Source organism: Solibacillus daqui (assembly GCF_028747805.1).
In the GTDB taxonomy this organism is placed as follows: Bacteria; Bacillota; Bacilli; order Bacillales_A; family Planococcaceae; genus Solibacillus; species Solibacillus daqui.
In genome coordinates this window covers 296,250-311,645 of record NZ_CP114887.1, presented here as the reverse complement: position 1 = coordinate 311,645, position 15,396 = coordinate 296,250, and the positions used below count along the sequence as shown (strand labels likewise).

The window sequence follows — 15,396 nt, the reverse complement described above, 5'->3', positions numbered from 1 at the left end:
TCCTCCTTATAAAAAGTATAGAAACTGCTTCACTAATGGTACGAAGCGTTCCGTTAAATAATCAATTAAATACGAGCCGAGATAATACACGCCAATAATCGCCGCAATTCCGCCAATCCAAGACAATCCCTTATTTTTCAATTTTATAACCTAAGCCCCACACGACTTTTAAATAGCGTGGATTTTTCGGATTGGCTTCGATTTTTTCGCGGATTTTTCGGATATGTACGGCCACAATATTTTCGGCATTATACGCTGGCTCATTCCACACAAGCTCATAAATTTCACCGATTGAAAAAACACGGCCTGCATTTTTTAATAGCAGCTCGGTAATTTTATATTCCGTCGGTGTTAGCTTCACTGGCTCTCCGTCTACTTTCACCTCACGTGCCGCTACATCAAGCTCAAGCCCTTCGACACCTTGTGTTTCACCAAATGTCCCTAAATCTACATAGCGACGAAGCTGAGATTTCACACGCGCCATTAGTTCTAATGGATGGAATGGTTTTGTAATATAATCATCCGCCCCAACCGATAGACCGTGAATTTTGTCCGTCTGCTCGACCTTTGCACTCAACATAATAATCGGAATATTACGCTCTGCTCGAATTTTAAAGGTCGCCGTAATCCCGTCCATTTTTGGCATCATAATATCTAAAATAATTAAATGGACTTCGTTTTTTTCCAATAGCTCGATTGCCTCTAGCCCATCTGCTGCCTTTAATACATGATAACCTTCATTTTTCAAATAAATTTCAATACCGTCACGAATATCTTTATCATCATCCGTTACAAGCACCGTTAGTTGACTCATCAAGCTCACCTCTCCACTTTTTCTTATACTTTAATAATATGGTACAGTTCTTAACAACTGGCTATGGAAATTCTGAAGAAATTCTTAAGATTTTATATTTATTCTAAACACATTTTATCTAAAAAACGCATCCAGATGCAGATTGTTTAAAATGCGATTATAATGAATAATAACAGCAATTAAAAGGAGGCGACCATCACATGTATAAATCAATTGAAGCAACAGCAAAGGATATCGGTATGCCCGAGTATCAAATTATGAAATATATTTACGAAGGGCGCATTAAAGCTGTTCATGATGGTGAAAACTTTTTAATTAATAGCGCTCAGTTTGACACATACCACGAACAATTAGAACGCATTAAAGAAGAGATTGAGATTTGGCGCAATACACCGATTCCTGAAGATATGGATGTAAAAGACGAGGACTAATAGACATATGAAAAAAGCGAACTCGCCATTGAGTTCGCTTTTCTAAATCAATTATACCACGCTCTTAACTCGCTTTTTCTGAAGGAAGTTAAATCGTTACGGTAAATCCCGCACGCTTACCGATGATTTCCGCGTAGTCCTCTACCATCACACTCGCTGTTGGATACATACCTGCACCTGGACCAGTGATTGATAATGTCCCAATATAATTTGTTTCCATCGCTACGGCGTTAAACACGTCGTCCACCGGGTAAAGCGGGTGATTTTTATCCACTAGTAGCGGCGCAACTTTTGCTTGAATTGTGCCATCTTCTAACTTTTCCACTTCAGCAACATGGCGGTAGCGTAAACCTTTTGCCGTTGCCTCTGCTACTTGCTCTAATGAGATCGTATCAATCCCGATAACTTCAACATCTGCCCAATTTGGCTGCTCGCCGAACGCTAAGCTCGATAAAATCATCAGTTTTTTGAATGCATCTTGACCTGAAACATCGTTAAATGGATCAGCCTCTGCATAACCTAAGCGTTGTGCTTCTTTTAGCGCGTTTTCAAAGCCCCAGCCCTCTGCACGCATTTTGGTTAAAATGTAGTTTGTCGTACCATTTAAAATCCCTTGTACGCGACTAACATCGTTTACAAGTAGAATATTTTTCATCGTTTTAATAATCGGCACCCCGCCAGCTACTGATGCTTCGAATCCTACGAACACACCATTTGCTTTTGCTAAAGCCTCTAATTCTTCTCCGCGCTTTGCAAACATTACTTTGTTGGCTGTAATGACATGGCATTTTGCTTCCACAGCACGTTTTAAATAACCGTATGCTGGCTCTTCATTGACAATCGCCTCGAACACAACTTGTAGGCCCTTCTCTGCTAAAACCTCGTCCATTGATTCTGTCATTAAATGCTTTGTGCCTGGTACGCGTTCACGGCTAGCGTCTGTTACTAAAATTTTCGCTACCTCTAGCTCAACACCTAACTTTTCGCGGAGCTCCTGCCTCTTTTCATTTAATATATGATAAATCCCTTGACCTACTGTGCCAAATCCTAAGATGGCTGCCTTGATTGTTGCCATTGCCTTTCTCCTCCAAATTCAAAAAACACACTATATTAACGAATAATTCAAATAATTTTTCTTAAAGAAATTCTATCCTATATAATACATGAAAACAAGAAAAATCTCTCCTAGAAAGACATTTGTTTTCTCTAAAAAGTCATTAATCATTCAAATCTTATTTCATACTAGTAATAAAAAAACATTGGTAAGGGGGACCTACCAATGTCTTAGGGATATTATCAATTACGCCTAGGCGTAATTGCGTCCAGATTTTTTTCAAGTTCACTTGAAAAACTCCTCTAAAAAATCTGTGACATCCGCCGGGGCTTGGGCCAACACGATGTTGGTCACTTAGGCATTGCCGCACGACGCGGCGTTCTTAGCCTGAGTTCCCCTATTCAGTCGGGGTTTGAACCCCACTGTATCAAGTTAAACTGCAACGTTTACGAAATTGTAAGTACGTAAACGATAAGCAGATAAAATTTTACGCATAACGATCTCCTCTTTAATCGAAAAATTAGGCATTGCATATGGGCGTTGCACTAATTGGAACTCGCCATATTTTAAAAACCATTCTTTCGCTGGCGCTAAAATATGTGCTTTACCATGTTCTATATATTCATCTGCTACTTCTTTTACAGTATAGCCGGATTTTTGAAAATCGTGAGTTGTTTCTGAAAAAGCATGATGCCCAAAAACGCTTTGCCACATCGAATCTACATCCGCCAAAATTTGTTGGATTGAACAAGCGTTCACGAATTCCTTTACTTCATTTAATTCATAGATTATGTAAGCAGCAACGTTTTGTGCACTAAATACTTTTCCCATATTAAACAACTCCTTTTCTTTTAATTTCCAAATTAACAATTATATTTATTCCTATTGTATTACTTGGTTTTAGAGTTGTCAATAAAACTTATTAAGTTAGTAGGGATTGATTTTTTTGAAAATTCGCTTGTTTTTCGAATGGGAAATAACAAGCGAGTTTCTACTATTAATATGGCGAAGTAAATGGGCTATCGATTATTAAGCGTTTACAGCTACTGCTACCTTTGCTAACGCTTGCTCTAAATCTGCGATAATATCTTCTGCTGCTTCTAGACCGATTGATAAGCGAATGAGCTCCTCTGATACGCCAGCGATTTTTAATTCTTCAGCAGATAGCTGCTGATGTGTTGTACTTGCTGGGTGAATAATTAATGAACGTGCATCCCCTACGTTTGCTACGTGTGAGAATAATTCTACGTTATCAATCACTTGGCGCCCTGCTTCACGTCCACCTTTAATGCCGAATGTAATGATTGAGCCGAAGCCATTTTTTAAATATTTCTTCGCTAAATCATGCGTAGCAAAATCTTCGAAGCCATTGTAATTTACATATTCCACAAATGGGTGGTTTTTTAAGTACTCGGCTACTTTTTGCGTGTTTTCGTTATGACGGACAATACGCAAATGAAGCGTTTCTAGTCCTTGTAAGAAGTTGAATGCCGCGTCTGCTGATAAGGTTGGACCAAAATCGCGCAGTAATTGTACACGAAGCTTTGTCGCAAATGCAGCCGCTGCTGTGTCAATTCCATAACGAATTCCGTGATAAGATGTATCAGGCTCTGTATAACCTGGGTGTTTCCCTTGCGTCCAGTCAAATTTACCCGCATCAACAACAATTCCACCAATTGTTGTACCGTGACCACCAATCCATTTTGTTGCCGAATGAATGACAACATCCGCGCCAAACTCAATTGGATTACTACCATATGGCGAAGCAAATGTGCTATCGATTAATAATGGTAGACCGTTTTCGTGTGCAATATTTGCTACTGCTTCAATATCTAATACTTTTAAACTTGGATTACCGATAATTTCTGCGTATACCGCTTTTGTTTTTTCTGTAATAGCTGCACGGAAGTTTTCTGGGTCTGATTCATCGACAAACTTCACTGTAATCCCGTAGCGAGGTAATGTTGTTGCAAATAAATTATACGTACCTCCGTAAAGTGAGCCCGCTGCAACGATTTCATCACCCGCACCAGCTAAATTTAAAATGGAAAACGCTACTGCTGCTGCACCAGATGAAAGTGCTACTGCCGCTGCTCCGCCTTCTAATAACGCTACACGCTCTTCAAACGCACCTACTGTTGGGTTCATAATACGAGAGTAAATGTTACCTGGCTCTTCTAATGCAAAAAGACGTTGCGCATGAGCTGTGTCTTTGAATGCATAAGCCGTTGTACGATAAACCGGTACAGCAATTGCACCTGTTACAGGATCTGGCTTTTGGCCTCCGTGTAATAATAATGTTTCTGGTCGTAAGCTTGTCATTACAATACCTCCTAAAATAATTTCGATGGTGAAATCGGTGTATTTTGAGGAGGGGTTTAAAAGTAAAAAACCCCTCTTCAGTTAAGAAGAGGGGTTGCAAATGAGCAAATTAACCTCCTCTTATCTGTCAAAATGATTGTTCATTTTGTAGGACGTAGCACCTTAGTCAGTTCATCACTCACTGGTTGCTGGGCTTTCATAGGGCCTATTCCCTCAGCCGCTCTTGATAAGAGTTATGTGATTTATGTTCCATCGTTGTTTCACAGTATAAGACAGAGTAATTCCATTCGTCAACACAAAATTTATAAATTTTCTGATTTTTATATTTTGTTCATTTCATAACGCTTCACTCTCTCGCTATTAATTTCAAATATTTTCTAATTAACACACCTAATTTGCTATTCAGAATTGTTAATTAGGAGAATATATACTTATTTTAAAATAATTAAATTCACCAAATATTAACAATACCAACTGTAAAATATCGCTATAATTAAAGATGACAAACACTTTTGTTTACAGCATTCTTATTAATCTAACACTAATATGTTTATAAAAGTTGCATTGTCATGTCTTTATGCCAAGAAATTTTCTTGGTCGAAAAATTATTATTTTATGGAAAATAAATATAATAAAAGGAGGCAATTTATATGGCAACAGTAACAGAAAAAGGGGCAAACAACACTGAGCAAAAACGTAATTTAAAACCATTTTGGATTGCATTAGCATTTGCTGCGCTCATCATCATTGTGCTAATTCCAAACGGGGGGGACTTACCAGTTGTAGGTCAACGTGCTTTAGCTATTTTAGCATTTGCCGTTATTTTATGGGTAACCGAGGCGGTGTCATACCCAGTAAGTTCCGCGATGATTTTAGCACTAATCGCTGTATTACTAGGCTTAGCGCCAAGTATGGAAGATCCATCTGTTCAAATGGGGACAAGTAATGCACTTAAACTGGCTTTAGGTGGATTTAGTAACTCTGCTGTAGCATTAGTAGGGGTTGCGCTATTCTTAGCAGCCGCTATGCAAATTACAAACTTACATAAACGTATCGCGCTGTGGATTTTATCAATGGTTGGCACGAAAACAAATGCGTTAGTATTTGGTGCAATTTTAGTAGCGATTGCATTAGCATTCGTAGTACCGAGTGCTACAGCTCGTGCTGGTGCAGTTGTTCCAATTTTATTAGGAATTGTAGCAGCATTCGGCTTAACAAAGGAAAGTAAGCTTGCTGCACTATTAGTTATCACAGCAACACAAGCCGTTTCAATTTGGAACATTGGGATTAAAACGGCAGCTGCGCAAAACTTAGTTGCACTGGGCTTCATTAAATCTGAATTCGGTGTCGATATTACATGGAGCGAATGGTTCATGTATGCCGCGCCATTCTCCGCTATCATGTCGGTTGTGTTATTCTTCGTTATGATTAAACTAATCAAACCTGAAACAGACAATATCGCAAGTGGGAAAGACGTTATCCGCCAACAGTTAGTGGAACTTGGACCACTAAAACGTAAAGAAATCACATTAATTATTACAACTTTAGTTTTACTATTCTTCTGGTCTACTGAAGGAAAGCTACACCCATTCGATACAACAACAATTACGATTGTCGCGATTGCCTTTTTATTAACTCCTAAAGTAGGTGTATTCAACTGGCAGGAAGCCTCTAGCCGCATTGACTGGGGTACATTAATCGTATTCGCAGTAGGTATTTCTTTAGGCTCTACGTTATTAAATACAAAAGGTGCTGCTTGGCTGTCAGATACAATTTTCGGTTCACTAGGCTTAGATACAATGCCAATTTTAGCAACGATCGCATTAGTTACAGTGTTTAACATTATTATTCACTTAGGTTTCGCCTCAGCAACCAGTTTAGCTTCTGCGTTAATTCCGGTATTTATCGCATTAGCATTGAGTTTACCAATGCCTGTTGAAAACCAAATTGGCTTCGTTATTATTCAACAATTCGTTATTTGCTTCGGTTTCTTATTACCAGTAAGTGCGCCGCAAAACATGCTGGCTTACGGTACAGGGACGTTTACAACGAAGGATTTCTTAAAATCAGGGCTTCCGTTAACAATTTTCGGCTTCATCTTAATTTTAATTTTCAGTGCGACTTACTGGAAATGGATCGGGTTGTTGTAATCGACTTCAACCTTAAAATTGACTAAAATAGGCTTAAAGGAAAATTCCTTTAAGCTTTTTGTCGTATTAGCGACATACGAAAGAACAACATTCATGCGCCAATATCATGCATAATGTATCTTTCTAATATTACATACAAGGGAGATGTTCACGTGGAAACTAGAGAATTATTACGCAGTCACTCATCTGTTCGTAAATATACAGGCGAGCAAATTTCAAAGGAAACCGTTATCGATTTAATCGAAACAGCTCAAATGGCAGCAAGCTCACACTTTGTTCAAGCATATAGCGTCATTTGGGTAACAGACGAAGACAAAAAGAAAAAACTCGGCGAACTATCAAAAAATGAATTTCAATTCGGAACAGCTGGTGCATCGTTCCTATTTTGCGTAGACTTTAAACGCTTGCAAGTTGCAGGTAAAATGCACGGTGTCGACATCGTAGCAGATTCTGCTGAAAACGTACTTGTTGGGGTTGCGGACGTATCATTATTCGCGCAAAACTTTGTTGTGGCAGCTGAAGCATTAGGCTACGGCATTTGCTACATCGGGGGTGCACGTACAAACCCAAAAGAAATTAGCGAGCTATTCAACTTACCAGAATATGTTTTCCCTCTATTTGCAATGACGATTGGTACGCCAACAAAACGTAACGAAACAAAACCACGTTTACCAGTAGATGCTGTACTTCACGAAAATAGCTATGACGTTGAAAAATACGACACACTACTTGCTGAATACGATGCAACGATGGAAAACTACTATGCAAGTCGTTCATCAAATCAAAAAATGGCAACATGGACAAAACAAATGGCTGATTTCTTAATTGATCAAAAACGCCCATTCATTAAAGAATTCTTAGCGTCAAAAGGCTTCACTTGGAAATAATATTTTTTGGGTACACCCTTTCAACATGAAACGGTGTATCTTTTTTTATTTCTTAAAGGATTGATTCTATTTTAATAAATGCATATAATAGCAACATTACAATAGAACCAAAAATCATAGTTATTTATATACATAATGCATCCAACATTATATATAACAATCTATCTATTACACGAAGCATCTTTCATATAATAATAAGGGAGTGATTTATAATGGGCATCAGTATTACATCAAAATCACATTTAAAAACTATCCGCAGATATCCTTTACAAATCGCTACTCTTAATGAAAATTTAAAAGTACTGCACGATCATATCGCACCACATATTGATGAGACGAGATACGAAGCCATCACATCCTATGCAAACCAATATATCTCGCATACACATATTTGGGATCTGAAATTTGCTAATAATCTAGAAAATCCTGAAGTAGCCCTAATGCAACTCTTCCATTTGAAATTCATTTTAGCTTCCGAGCCTGCTCACCTACATCAATCAATCCGCTCTAATTTAGAGGAGTTAACTCATAAGTTTCGTCGTATTACACTTTACTCTGATGAGCAGCTAAAATTACGAGAAGTAAAAATGCTCGACTACATTCATAACTTTGAACCAAAAGTAGAGGACTTGTGTACCTGACGCTTCGTTTTTGGTACAAAAAGAATTTGCTGATGCAAGTTAAATTATTCTAATAAAAGGGTTTCTATCGTTCTTTTTATATAGCGCCTTATAGAAAATATGAAATTTAAGTAAATAATTCAATCTATTGTACCTAAAACTTTTTCTCTTTTTATTGATACAATATTCTTACAAACTGACGGGAGGATTTCAAATGAATTCAAGTTTTGTAGCGAAATCAATGGAGCGTCAGCATTTAAAATCTGTACGCAAGCTATCCTTACAAATTGTCGATATTAATACAGCACTAAAAGACGTCCACCAGCAGCTCGCACCACACATCGACGAAATCAAATACGAAGCAGCAACTGGTTATGTGAATCAATATATTTCACATACACATGTTTGGAACATCAAATTTGTATGCAATTTAGAAGACCCTGAAGTGGCACTAATGCAACTCTTCCATTTAAAATATATTTTAGATCGTGAGCCTGCCGAATTGTATAAAAATGCCCGTAGTATTTTGGAAGAACAACGTCAAAAGTTCCTGAAAATTACGCTATATTCAAACGAACATATCGAAATGCGTCGCACGAAAATGCTTGATCATATTATGGATTTTGAAAAAATAAAAGGAGAACGCTAAAATTGCGTTCTCCTTTTTGTTATAATCCTTCAATTTGCAATACTTTTACAGGTTGGAAGTCCTCACCTGTTTTTGCGTAGGTGATTGCTACTTTATCGCCCTCTTGTAAATAAATCGCAAATGGTGAGACTTCTGAGCTAACGATGAAGTTTTCACCTGTTTTCGTTAGAAATGACACAATGGTGAAATCCCCCACACGTTCTTTATATACACGTACTACTTCAACCGTTGCCTTTGCTTCTTCTGCATTTGACGTACCATCGACTGTACTGCCACCGCGGCTAAGCGCTGTTTTATACAGCTTTAAAGCTTCATTTGGTGTCGTACCATACGCTGAAATTTCAGGATTTGCAGCTGATACAATGAAATAGTTTTGTAAGAATCCATTCGCATCTAATACAGCTGATAACCAGCTCGCTTCACCATAGAAATTATAGAGAATCGGCATTTCGCCTTCCCATTCTTTTTCCACGAACTTCTTCTCGATAATATCAAGCGCTCCCTGTGAATCCATGTAGGACTCCTCTAAGTTACCTGTATAATATGTTGCTTGACCTGTTCGGGCATTTGTCAGCGCATAGCCAAGCATCGAATCAACGCCCTCTTTTGGGCTTGTGAAATCCGTGAAATAGTACATTTCGCCGTCTTCCATAAAGATTGGGCTTACATTTGCCTCTGTTCCTTCATCACTTGGAACTTTTACATCTTTTTTGCCAACTAAGCTATTCCAGAAACCATGCACATAATTCCCGTAGTAACTATTTTGTAGGCTGACTGTTTCTGGTGATACCGCGCCATCAATAAATTCCGGCACATCTGCTAATGCAAGTTTTTCTGTATTACCTGACGCAGCATCTACTAATACAACCCCTTTTACATCAAAACCGTTACGGGCTGAAATAAATTCACCATAAGAACGGATGTAGTAAGGTTTACCGCCCTCATCAATTTCAAGTTGTGGATCACCATTGAAAATTAATGATGGATACTGTAAACGCATATGACGCTCTAAGTTTTTGTTTAAAAATGCTGACGGAATATAGCTCATCTCTTGTTTAACAAACTTTGGATTATCACTAGAATCCGTCGCGCTCATCGTGAAGTAACCCGGTGTTGTTTTACCGTTGAACCATTTAAAGAAACCAGAAAATTCAACCGGCGCAATATAAACATACGCACCATTTACCTTTTGAATTTGTAAATTCCCTAACTCGTAATAACTTGTATTTGGCACTTGACCAAACGCTTTTTTCATTTTATTTTTCACAAATTGTGGTGGTACACTCGCTGGAGTTTTCGTTTCATCAAACGGTGCAATTTCCGTTTGTTCTTCCATTTCAGCCGAATTGTATTTGTCTTCCGCATTTAAAAATGGCGCTGAAACTAAATAGCCTATGCCGATAATTCCCACTAAAACAAAAAACGATTTCACTTTTTGTTCTATACCAACTGCAATAATTGCACCGCATAGTGCCACTACAGGCAACAAATATAAAAAAATTGTCCACGATAAATCAATTTTTGAAATATAAACAGTTACAAAAAGCGAAATAAAACTTACAATAAATACAATTACTGTACTAATAGAAACTACTTTAGTCGATAATTCTTTATTGCGAATTTTTTTCGAAAACGGCACTAATAGTAGCGTCATTGCTAGTGAGCCAATCGCGGTTATCAAAAATAATTGTCCCATCTAAATCATCCTCTCTATGTACTATTTACGAATAACCGAAAAAAAAGATTCATAAACAATAGAAAATCAGGAATTCCAGGGGGAAAAATATGACAAGAAAACTACTTATTTTATTTTTTTTAGGCTTTGGCTTCTATTATGTATTCTTTTTTGAATCAATCGACGCCTCATTAAAAATGGTATTTAAACTCATTCCGATGGTACTGCTTATTGGTCTTGCCTTTTCTACAAAAGTACCATTGAAAACGCCTTATTATTGGCTCATCTCAATTGGGCTCATCTTTTGTGCGATTGGCGACTATACGTTGCAGTGGTTTATTATCGGGCTTAGCTTTTTCTTAATTGGGCATGTTTTTTATATCTTTGCCTTTCGATCAACCGGCGTCAGTACAACACCAACTTACGTAAAAATCCTTTTAGGCGCGTATGGACTTTTCATGCTTACCTGGATCGCTGGTTCTATCTTTAAAAATGGTGATACTGTTTTGGCAATTGCCGTTGTCGCATACATGTTGGTCATTTTAATGATGGGGTGGACATCGTTTCGAACAGGTAGTTCTTTGGCGATTGCCGGCGCACTACTGTTTATTACGTCGGATTCTATTTTAGCAATCAACAAATTTATGTTCGCCGTTCCATATTCACATGAACTAATTATGTTTACTTATTACGGCGCACAATTTTTGTTCATGCTAAGTATTTCACAATATTTCAAAATAGTTCAAAAACCGAAATAAAGAGTGTACAATAAAAGTACTATCTATTTAGGAGGCCTTTTTCATATGAAAGAAAAAGTTATTGAGCGCTTAGTACGCTATGCAAAAATCGACACACAATCAGATTTCAACTCAGAAACTACACCATCAACAATGAAACAATTTGATTTATTACATGTTTTAAAAGATGAATTAGCTGAAATCGGTTTAACAGACATTACATTAGATGAAAACGGTTACCTTTTCGCAACATTAGAAGCAAACACAGATAAAAACGTACCAACAATCGGCTTTTTAGCGCATGTTGATACAACAACAGATTACACTGGTACAAACGTTCAGCCTCAACGTATCGACAACTATGACGGTGAAGCAATTACATTAAAAAATGGTTTGGTGATGTCACCTGACTACTTCCCAAATTTAAAAAATTATGTAGGCCTAACGTTAATCACAACAGACGGCAATACATTGTTAGGTGCAGACGACAAAGCCGGTATTGCTGAAATTATGACAGCAATGGAGTTCCTAGTGAACAATCCTGAAATTAAACATGGTAAAATTCGTGTTGCCTTCACACCAGATGAAGAAATCGGTCGTGGCCCACACAAATTCGACGTAGCACAGTTTGGCGCTGACTATGCGTATACAATGGATGGCGGCCCACTTGGTGAGTTACAATTCGAAAGCTTCAATGCGGCAGGCGTAAAAGTAACAACACGTGGCACTAACATTCACCCAGGCTCTGCAAAAGACAAAATGGTAAACTCAATTACAAAAGCTATCGAATTCCAAAACGCAATGCCAAAAGATGCGGTTCCTGAAAAAACAGATGGCTACGAAGGGTTCATTCACTTAATGCATTTTGATGGAGGCATTGAAGAATCAACAATGTCTTACATTATCCGTGACCATGACCGCGCGAAATTCGAAGAGAAAAAAGCATACATGGCAAAAGTCGGTCAAGATATGCAAGCAAAATACGGTGAAGACACGATTACAGTACAAATTGACGACCAATATTACAATATGGGTGAAAAAATCGAGCCAGTTATGGAAATCGTGGATATCGTAAAAGAGGCATTTGCGAAATTTGATATTACGCCAATTGTTGAACCAATCCGTGGCGGAACAGACGGGTCACAACTTTCTTACATGGGCTTGCCAACACCAAACATCTTCGCTGGTGGCGAAAACATGCACGGAAAATATGAGTTCGTATCGGGCGAAACGATGGAAAAAGCAACAGAGGTTATTATCGAAATCGTTCAGTTATTCGAGAAACGTAACTAAAAACGAAAACCCGAATACTGCTTTGTATCGGCAAACAATTAAATAAGGTGCTTCTGCGGGGAGTAAAATATGTATTTTACTCTCCTCGGCGCAAAAATAAAGTCTAAAAAATTTTTTAGACTTTATTTTCACTCCGTTTTTTTATACAATATTATCAGAAAATTCACAATATGAAGCGAGGTGCAGTATGAAGGAAATATTAATCGGGATTTTAGCAGCACTGTTTTTTGCTGTAACATTCGTATTAAATCATTCGATGGAGCTTGAGGGTGGCAGTTGGTTATGGAGCTCCTCACTACGGTATTTCTTTATGCTACCGTTTTTAATTGCTATCGTCGCAATACGTGGAAATAATGGTTTTCGTATCATGACTTCTGAGATGAAGCAACATCCATGGGCTTGGGTGATTTGGAGTTTTGTTGGTTTCGTACTATTTTACGCACCACTAACGTTCGCAGCAGCGTTTGGACCGGGATGGCTCGTATCAGGTACATGGCAATTTACGATTGTGGCTGGTGTGCTACTTGCCCCACTTTTTGTAACAGTCATTGCTGGTCAATCCATTCGTGCCAAAATCCCGCTCATTTCACTTGGCATCTCGAGCATTATTTTAATCGGTATTTTAATGATTCAAATACCACAAGCACAAAGCGTTTCAACCAAAAGTCTACTCCTTGGAATTTTACCGGTTGTCGTTGCGGCTTTTGCTTATCCTCTAGGGAATCGTAAAATGATGGAACTGTGTGGCGGACGTGTAGATCCGTTTCAGCGAGTACTTGGTATGACCATTGCTTCGCTTCCTGCTTGGATTATTCTTGCAATTTATGCATTGTTGACAGTAGGTGTCCCCTCTTCCAACCAAGTATTTCAATCATTACTCGTTGCAGTGTCTTCAGGTGTTATTGCGACGGTATTGTTTTTCATTGCGACGGACCGTGTACGACATAACCAAGGCAAACTGGCAGCCGTTGAAGCAACGCAATCAACTGAAGTGCTATTTGCGATGATTGGAGAAATGGTATTACTAAGCGTACCTTTACCACAGCCAATTGCATTAGCGGGCTTAACAGTCATTATTATCGGGATGTTACTACATAGTTACCATACAATACTCGAAAGTAAAAAACAGCTCGCTATCACAAAAACGGGTCTGCCCGAGAAGTAATTCTGGGGTAGACCCATTTCGCCGATGATGGAGGCTAGCACGAAGCTAGTCATAATAAAAAATCCCGCATCTATGCAAGATACGGGAAAAGGTCTTCCAAACAGGAAGTACAACTTTGAAGAAAAATATAAAGGGTGAAAAACTCAAGTCTGAACAAAGTCAAACTACACTCTAAATGAGGGGGTTTAGAATGTTATACCTAAGCTAACTTACTCCTGGAGAAAAGTAGGTTAGCTCAGGACTTACTTGTACTGAATTACAAATAAGCTCTTGCTATACCTTATATGATAATGATTATCACTATCACTGTCAATACAATTTCTATACTTTTTTAAGAATTTTTTAAGAAGTTACGATATTGAAATTGCTTCAGTTGAAAATGAAGGAAGCACCCAATACAAAAACCTAGAATTGCAATAAATGACGCAAGTCCTACCATAATGGTAAAACTATAAGCTATTACTGATATATCTAGCAAAAATCCTAATAGCCCACCCGCTAAACATACACAGGCAATTGTTGCATTAAATTTTTGTTGCCCGATATCTTCTGGAATATATGATTTTATTTCCTTCGTTAAAAAAAGCTTGGCAATACGCATAATCGGATTAAATCCAGTTAAAACACCAAGTAGATTAGCCACTAAAGGAATCGTTAAAAGCCAGTACTGCCCTGTAATCCATGTTAAAACAACCGAAATAAAAATGGTCCATTGATTGACACGAACTAAAGGTCGCGGAATCGAAATCGGTTTCGGCATACAAAACCAACCTTTCTTATATGTTTTATTTAGTTTAACGTTTTTTCACGCGTTTGTGAAGAGAAATGTTATAGTAAGGTTAACTAATTTTAGAAAAGGTGATTTTAGTGCCTGCACTTTCATACGATCAAGTACGTCAATTAAATTCATATAGTATTTTTACCGAAGAACCGCAGCGTCCGCTTTTTACATTAGCGAATTTGCATAAAGATTTTTATTTAACAGATTTTCTTAATTTAATGATGGGTATTACAAATGCTGCAACAGAGGCAGCGGCGATTTCTCATTTTGGTCGTCGCTACGGTATGTTTGTGGCAATGCAGTTTTATATGCTCACAACCTACGATGAAGTTTGGGATGGAAAGCCCGAAGATTTACGTTTTGCAATGGTTCCTGAATTCGGCATACATACGCTCGGCATGTACATCAATCCAAATGATTTTCGCTATGTAGAAGATGATGAACGTGAGCGTGTTATGTCAGATGTTTTATATAAAACGTCCGTAGTCATCGGGCAATTACGCAAAACGACATCAATTTCTCCTTTAATATTGTGGGAAAATATTTTTGGTTATATGCTGTGGCATTTCCACACATTACTTGCCAAGCCGGCTTTGGCAGACCGTGCATTTGAGGATTTAGATATGTTAGAAGAAAAAAATGTATGGCGTTACTTCTCAGATAAATCATTATTCTTAAATTACACAGGTGGCAAAAGTCCATCTGCGCTAATAAATCAACCAGTTCGTAAAAGCTGCTGCTTCTCAAAAGATATCCCTGGCTTAATGGCTTGTGGCTTTTGTCCGATTAAATAATAAAGTGAGTGTCCCAGAATCACT

Annotated in this window: 16 protein-coding genes and 1 riboswitch; of the genes, 9 read left to right on the top strand and 7 right to left on the bottom strand. The window is 38.0% G+C overall.

Annotated features, from left to right (window positions below):
* Nucleotides 1-6: 6 nt before the first annotated feature.
* Together O7776_RS01525 and O7776_RS01520 are read right to left on the bottom strand one after the other, a co-directional pair.
* Nucleotides 7-141: a hypothetical protein gene (locus O7776_RS01525; RefSeq protein ID WP_255731147.1), complete on the bottom strand. Its 135-nt coding sequence runs from the start codon at nucleotides 139-141 to the stop codon at nucleotides 7-9.
* The gene (locus O7776_RS01520) at nucleotides 131-814 is read right to left on the bottom strand and encodes a response regulator transcription factor (protein WP_241368635.1); all 684 of its coding nucleotides are present in this window, start codon (nucleotides 812-814) and stop codon (nucleotides 131-133) included. The genes O7776_RS01525 and O7776_RS01520 overlap by 11 nt, the downstream gene beginning before the upstream one ends.
* 200 nt (nucleotides 815-1,014) lie before the next feature.
* On the opposite strand from O7776_RS01520, the gene O7776_RS01515 reads away from it, so the two are divergent.
* Nucleotides 1,015-1,245 (top strand): DNA-binding protein, encoded by a 231-nt coding sequence (locus O7776_RS01515; protein ID WP_274308902.1) that lies wholly within the window; start codon nucleotides 1,015-1,017, stop codon nucleotides 1,243-1,245.
* An 88-nt stretch (nucleotides 1,246-1,333) separates the two neighbouring features.
* On the opposite strand, the gene O7776_RS01510 is transcribed toward O7776_RS01515, so the two are convergent.
* The 3 genes from O7776_RS01510 to O7776_RS01500 form a co-directional block, all read right to left on the bottom strand.
* On the bottom strand, nucleotides 1,334-2,320 hold the full coding sequence (locus O7776_RS01510) for a homoserine dehydrogenase (RefSeq protein ID WP_274308901.1): 987 nt from the start codon (nucleotides 2,318-2,320) through the stop codon (nucleotides 1,334-1,336).
* Nucleotides 2,321-2,731: 411 nt separating this feature from the next.
* Nucleotides 2,732-3,130 (bottom strand): hypothetical protein, encoded by a 399-nt coding sequence (locus O7776_RS01505; protein ID WP_274308900.1) that lies wholly within the window; start codon nucleotides 3,128-3,130, stop codon nucleotides 2,732-2,734.
* 198 nt (nucleotides 3,131-3,328) lie between these two features.
* The gene (locus O7776_RS01500) at nucleotides 3,329-4,621 is read right to left on the bottom strand and encodes an O-acetylhomoserine aminocarboxypropyltransferase/cysteine synthase family protein (protein ID WP_274308899.1); all 1,293 of its coding nucleotides are present in this window, start codon (nucleotides 4,619-4,621) and stop codon (nucleotides 3,329-3,331) included.
* Between the two features lie 117 nt (nucleotides 4,622-4,738).
* A riboswitch (SAM riboswitch) is annotated at nucleotides 4,739-4,854 on the bottom strand.
* A 417-nt stretch (nucleotides 4,855-5,271) separates the two neighbouring features.
* On the opposite strand from O7776_RS01500, the gene O7776_RS01495 reads away from it, so the two are divergent.
* From O7776_RS01495 to O7776_RS01480, 4 genes are all read left to right on the top strand, one after another.
* Nucleotides 5,272-6,771, top strand: coding sequence for a DASS family sodium-coupled anion symporter (locus tag O7776_RS01495; protein WP_274308898.1), 1,500 nt, complete (start codon nucleotides 5,272-5,274; stop codon nucleotides 6,769-6,771).
* 152 nt (nucleotides 6,772-6,923) lie between these two features.
* On the top strand, nucleotides 6,924-7,658 hold the full coding sequence (gene nfsA / locus O7776_RS01490) for an oxygen-insensitive NADPH nitroreductase (RefSeq protein WP_274308897.1): 735 nt from the start codon (nucleotides 6,924-6,926) through the stop codon (nucleotides 7,656-7,658).
* A 212-nt stretch (nucleotides 7,659-7,870) separates the two neighbouring features.
* Nucleotides 7,871-8,299 (top strand): hypothetical protein, encoded by a 429-nt coding sequence (locus O7776_RS01485; protein ID WP_274308896.1) that lies wholly within the window; start codon nucleotides 7,871-7,873, stop codon nucleotides 8,297-8,299.
* Between the two features lie 193 nt (nucleotides 8,300-8,492).
* Nucleotides 8,493-8,927, top strand: a complete 435-nt coding sequence (locus O7776_RS01480) for a hypothetical protein (RefSeq protein ID WP_274308895.1) — start codon at nucleotides 8,493-8,495, stop codon at nucleotides 8,925-8,927.
* A gap of 19 nt (nucleotides 8,928-8,946) precedes the next feature.
* Here O7776_RS01480 and O7776_RS01475 read toward each other — a convergent pair whose 3' ends face one another.
* On the bottom strand, nucleotides 8,947-10,623 hold the full coding sequence (locus O7776_RS01475) for a hypothetical protein (RefSeq protein ID WP_274308894.1): 1,677 nt from the start codon (nucleotides 10,621-10,623) through the stop codon (nucleotides 8,947-8,949).
* A gap of 89 nt (nucleotides 10,624-10,712) precedes the next feature.
* On the opposite strand from O7776_RS01475, the gene O7776_RS01470 reads away from it, so the two are divergent.
* From O7776_RS01470 to O7776_RS01460, 3 genes are all read left to right on the top strand, one after another.
* Nucleotides 10,713-11,360 carry a lysoplasmalogenase gene (locus O7776_RS01470; RefSeq protein WP_274308893.1) on the top strand — a complete coding sequence of 216 codons (648 nt, stop codon included), beginning with the start codon at nucleotides 10,713-10,715 and terminating at the stop codon, nucleotides 11,358-11,360.
* A gap of 45 nt (nucleotides 11,361-11,405) precedes the next feature.
* Nucleotides 11,406-12,632, top strand: coding sequence for a peptidase T (pepT, locus tag O7776_RS01465; RefSeq protein ID WP_274308892.1), 1,227 nt, complete (start codon nucleotides 11,406-11,408; stop codon nucleotides 12,630-12,632).
* A gap of 187 nt (nucleotides 12,633-12,819) precedes the next feature.
* Nucleotides 12,820-13,797: a DMT family transporter gene (locus tag O7776_RS01460; protein WP_274308891.1), complete on the top strand. Its 978-nt coding sequence runs from the start codon at nucleotides 12,820-12,822 to the stop codon at nucleotides 13,795-13,797.
* Nucleotides 13,798-14,128: 331 nt separating this feature from the next.
* Here O7776_RS01460 and O7776_RS01455 read toward each other — a convergent pair whose 3' ends face one another.
* Nucleotides 14,129-14,557 (bottom strand): DUF4395 domain-containing protein, encoded by a 429-nt coding sequence (locus tag O7776_RS01455; protein ID WP_274308890.1) that lies wholly within the window; start codon nucleotides 14,555-14,557, stop codon nucleotides 14,129-14,131.
* Nucleotides 14,558-14,664: 107 nt separating this feature from the next.
* On the opposite strand from O7776_RS01455, the gene O7776_RS01450 reads away from it, so the two are divergent.
* Nucleotides 14,665-15,372 carry a Fe-S oxidoreductase gene (locus O7776_RS01450; protein WP_274308889.1) on the top strand — a complete coding sequence of 236 codons (708 nt, stop codon included), beginning with the start codon at nucleotides 14,665-14,667 and terminating at the stop codon, nucleotides 15,370-15,372.
* Nucleotides 15,373-15,396 lie beyond the last annotated feature (24 nt).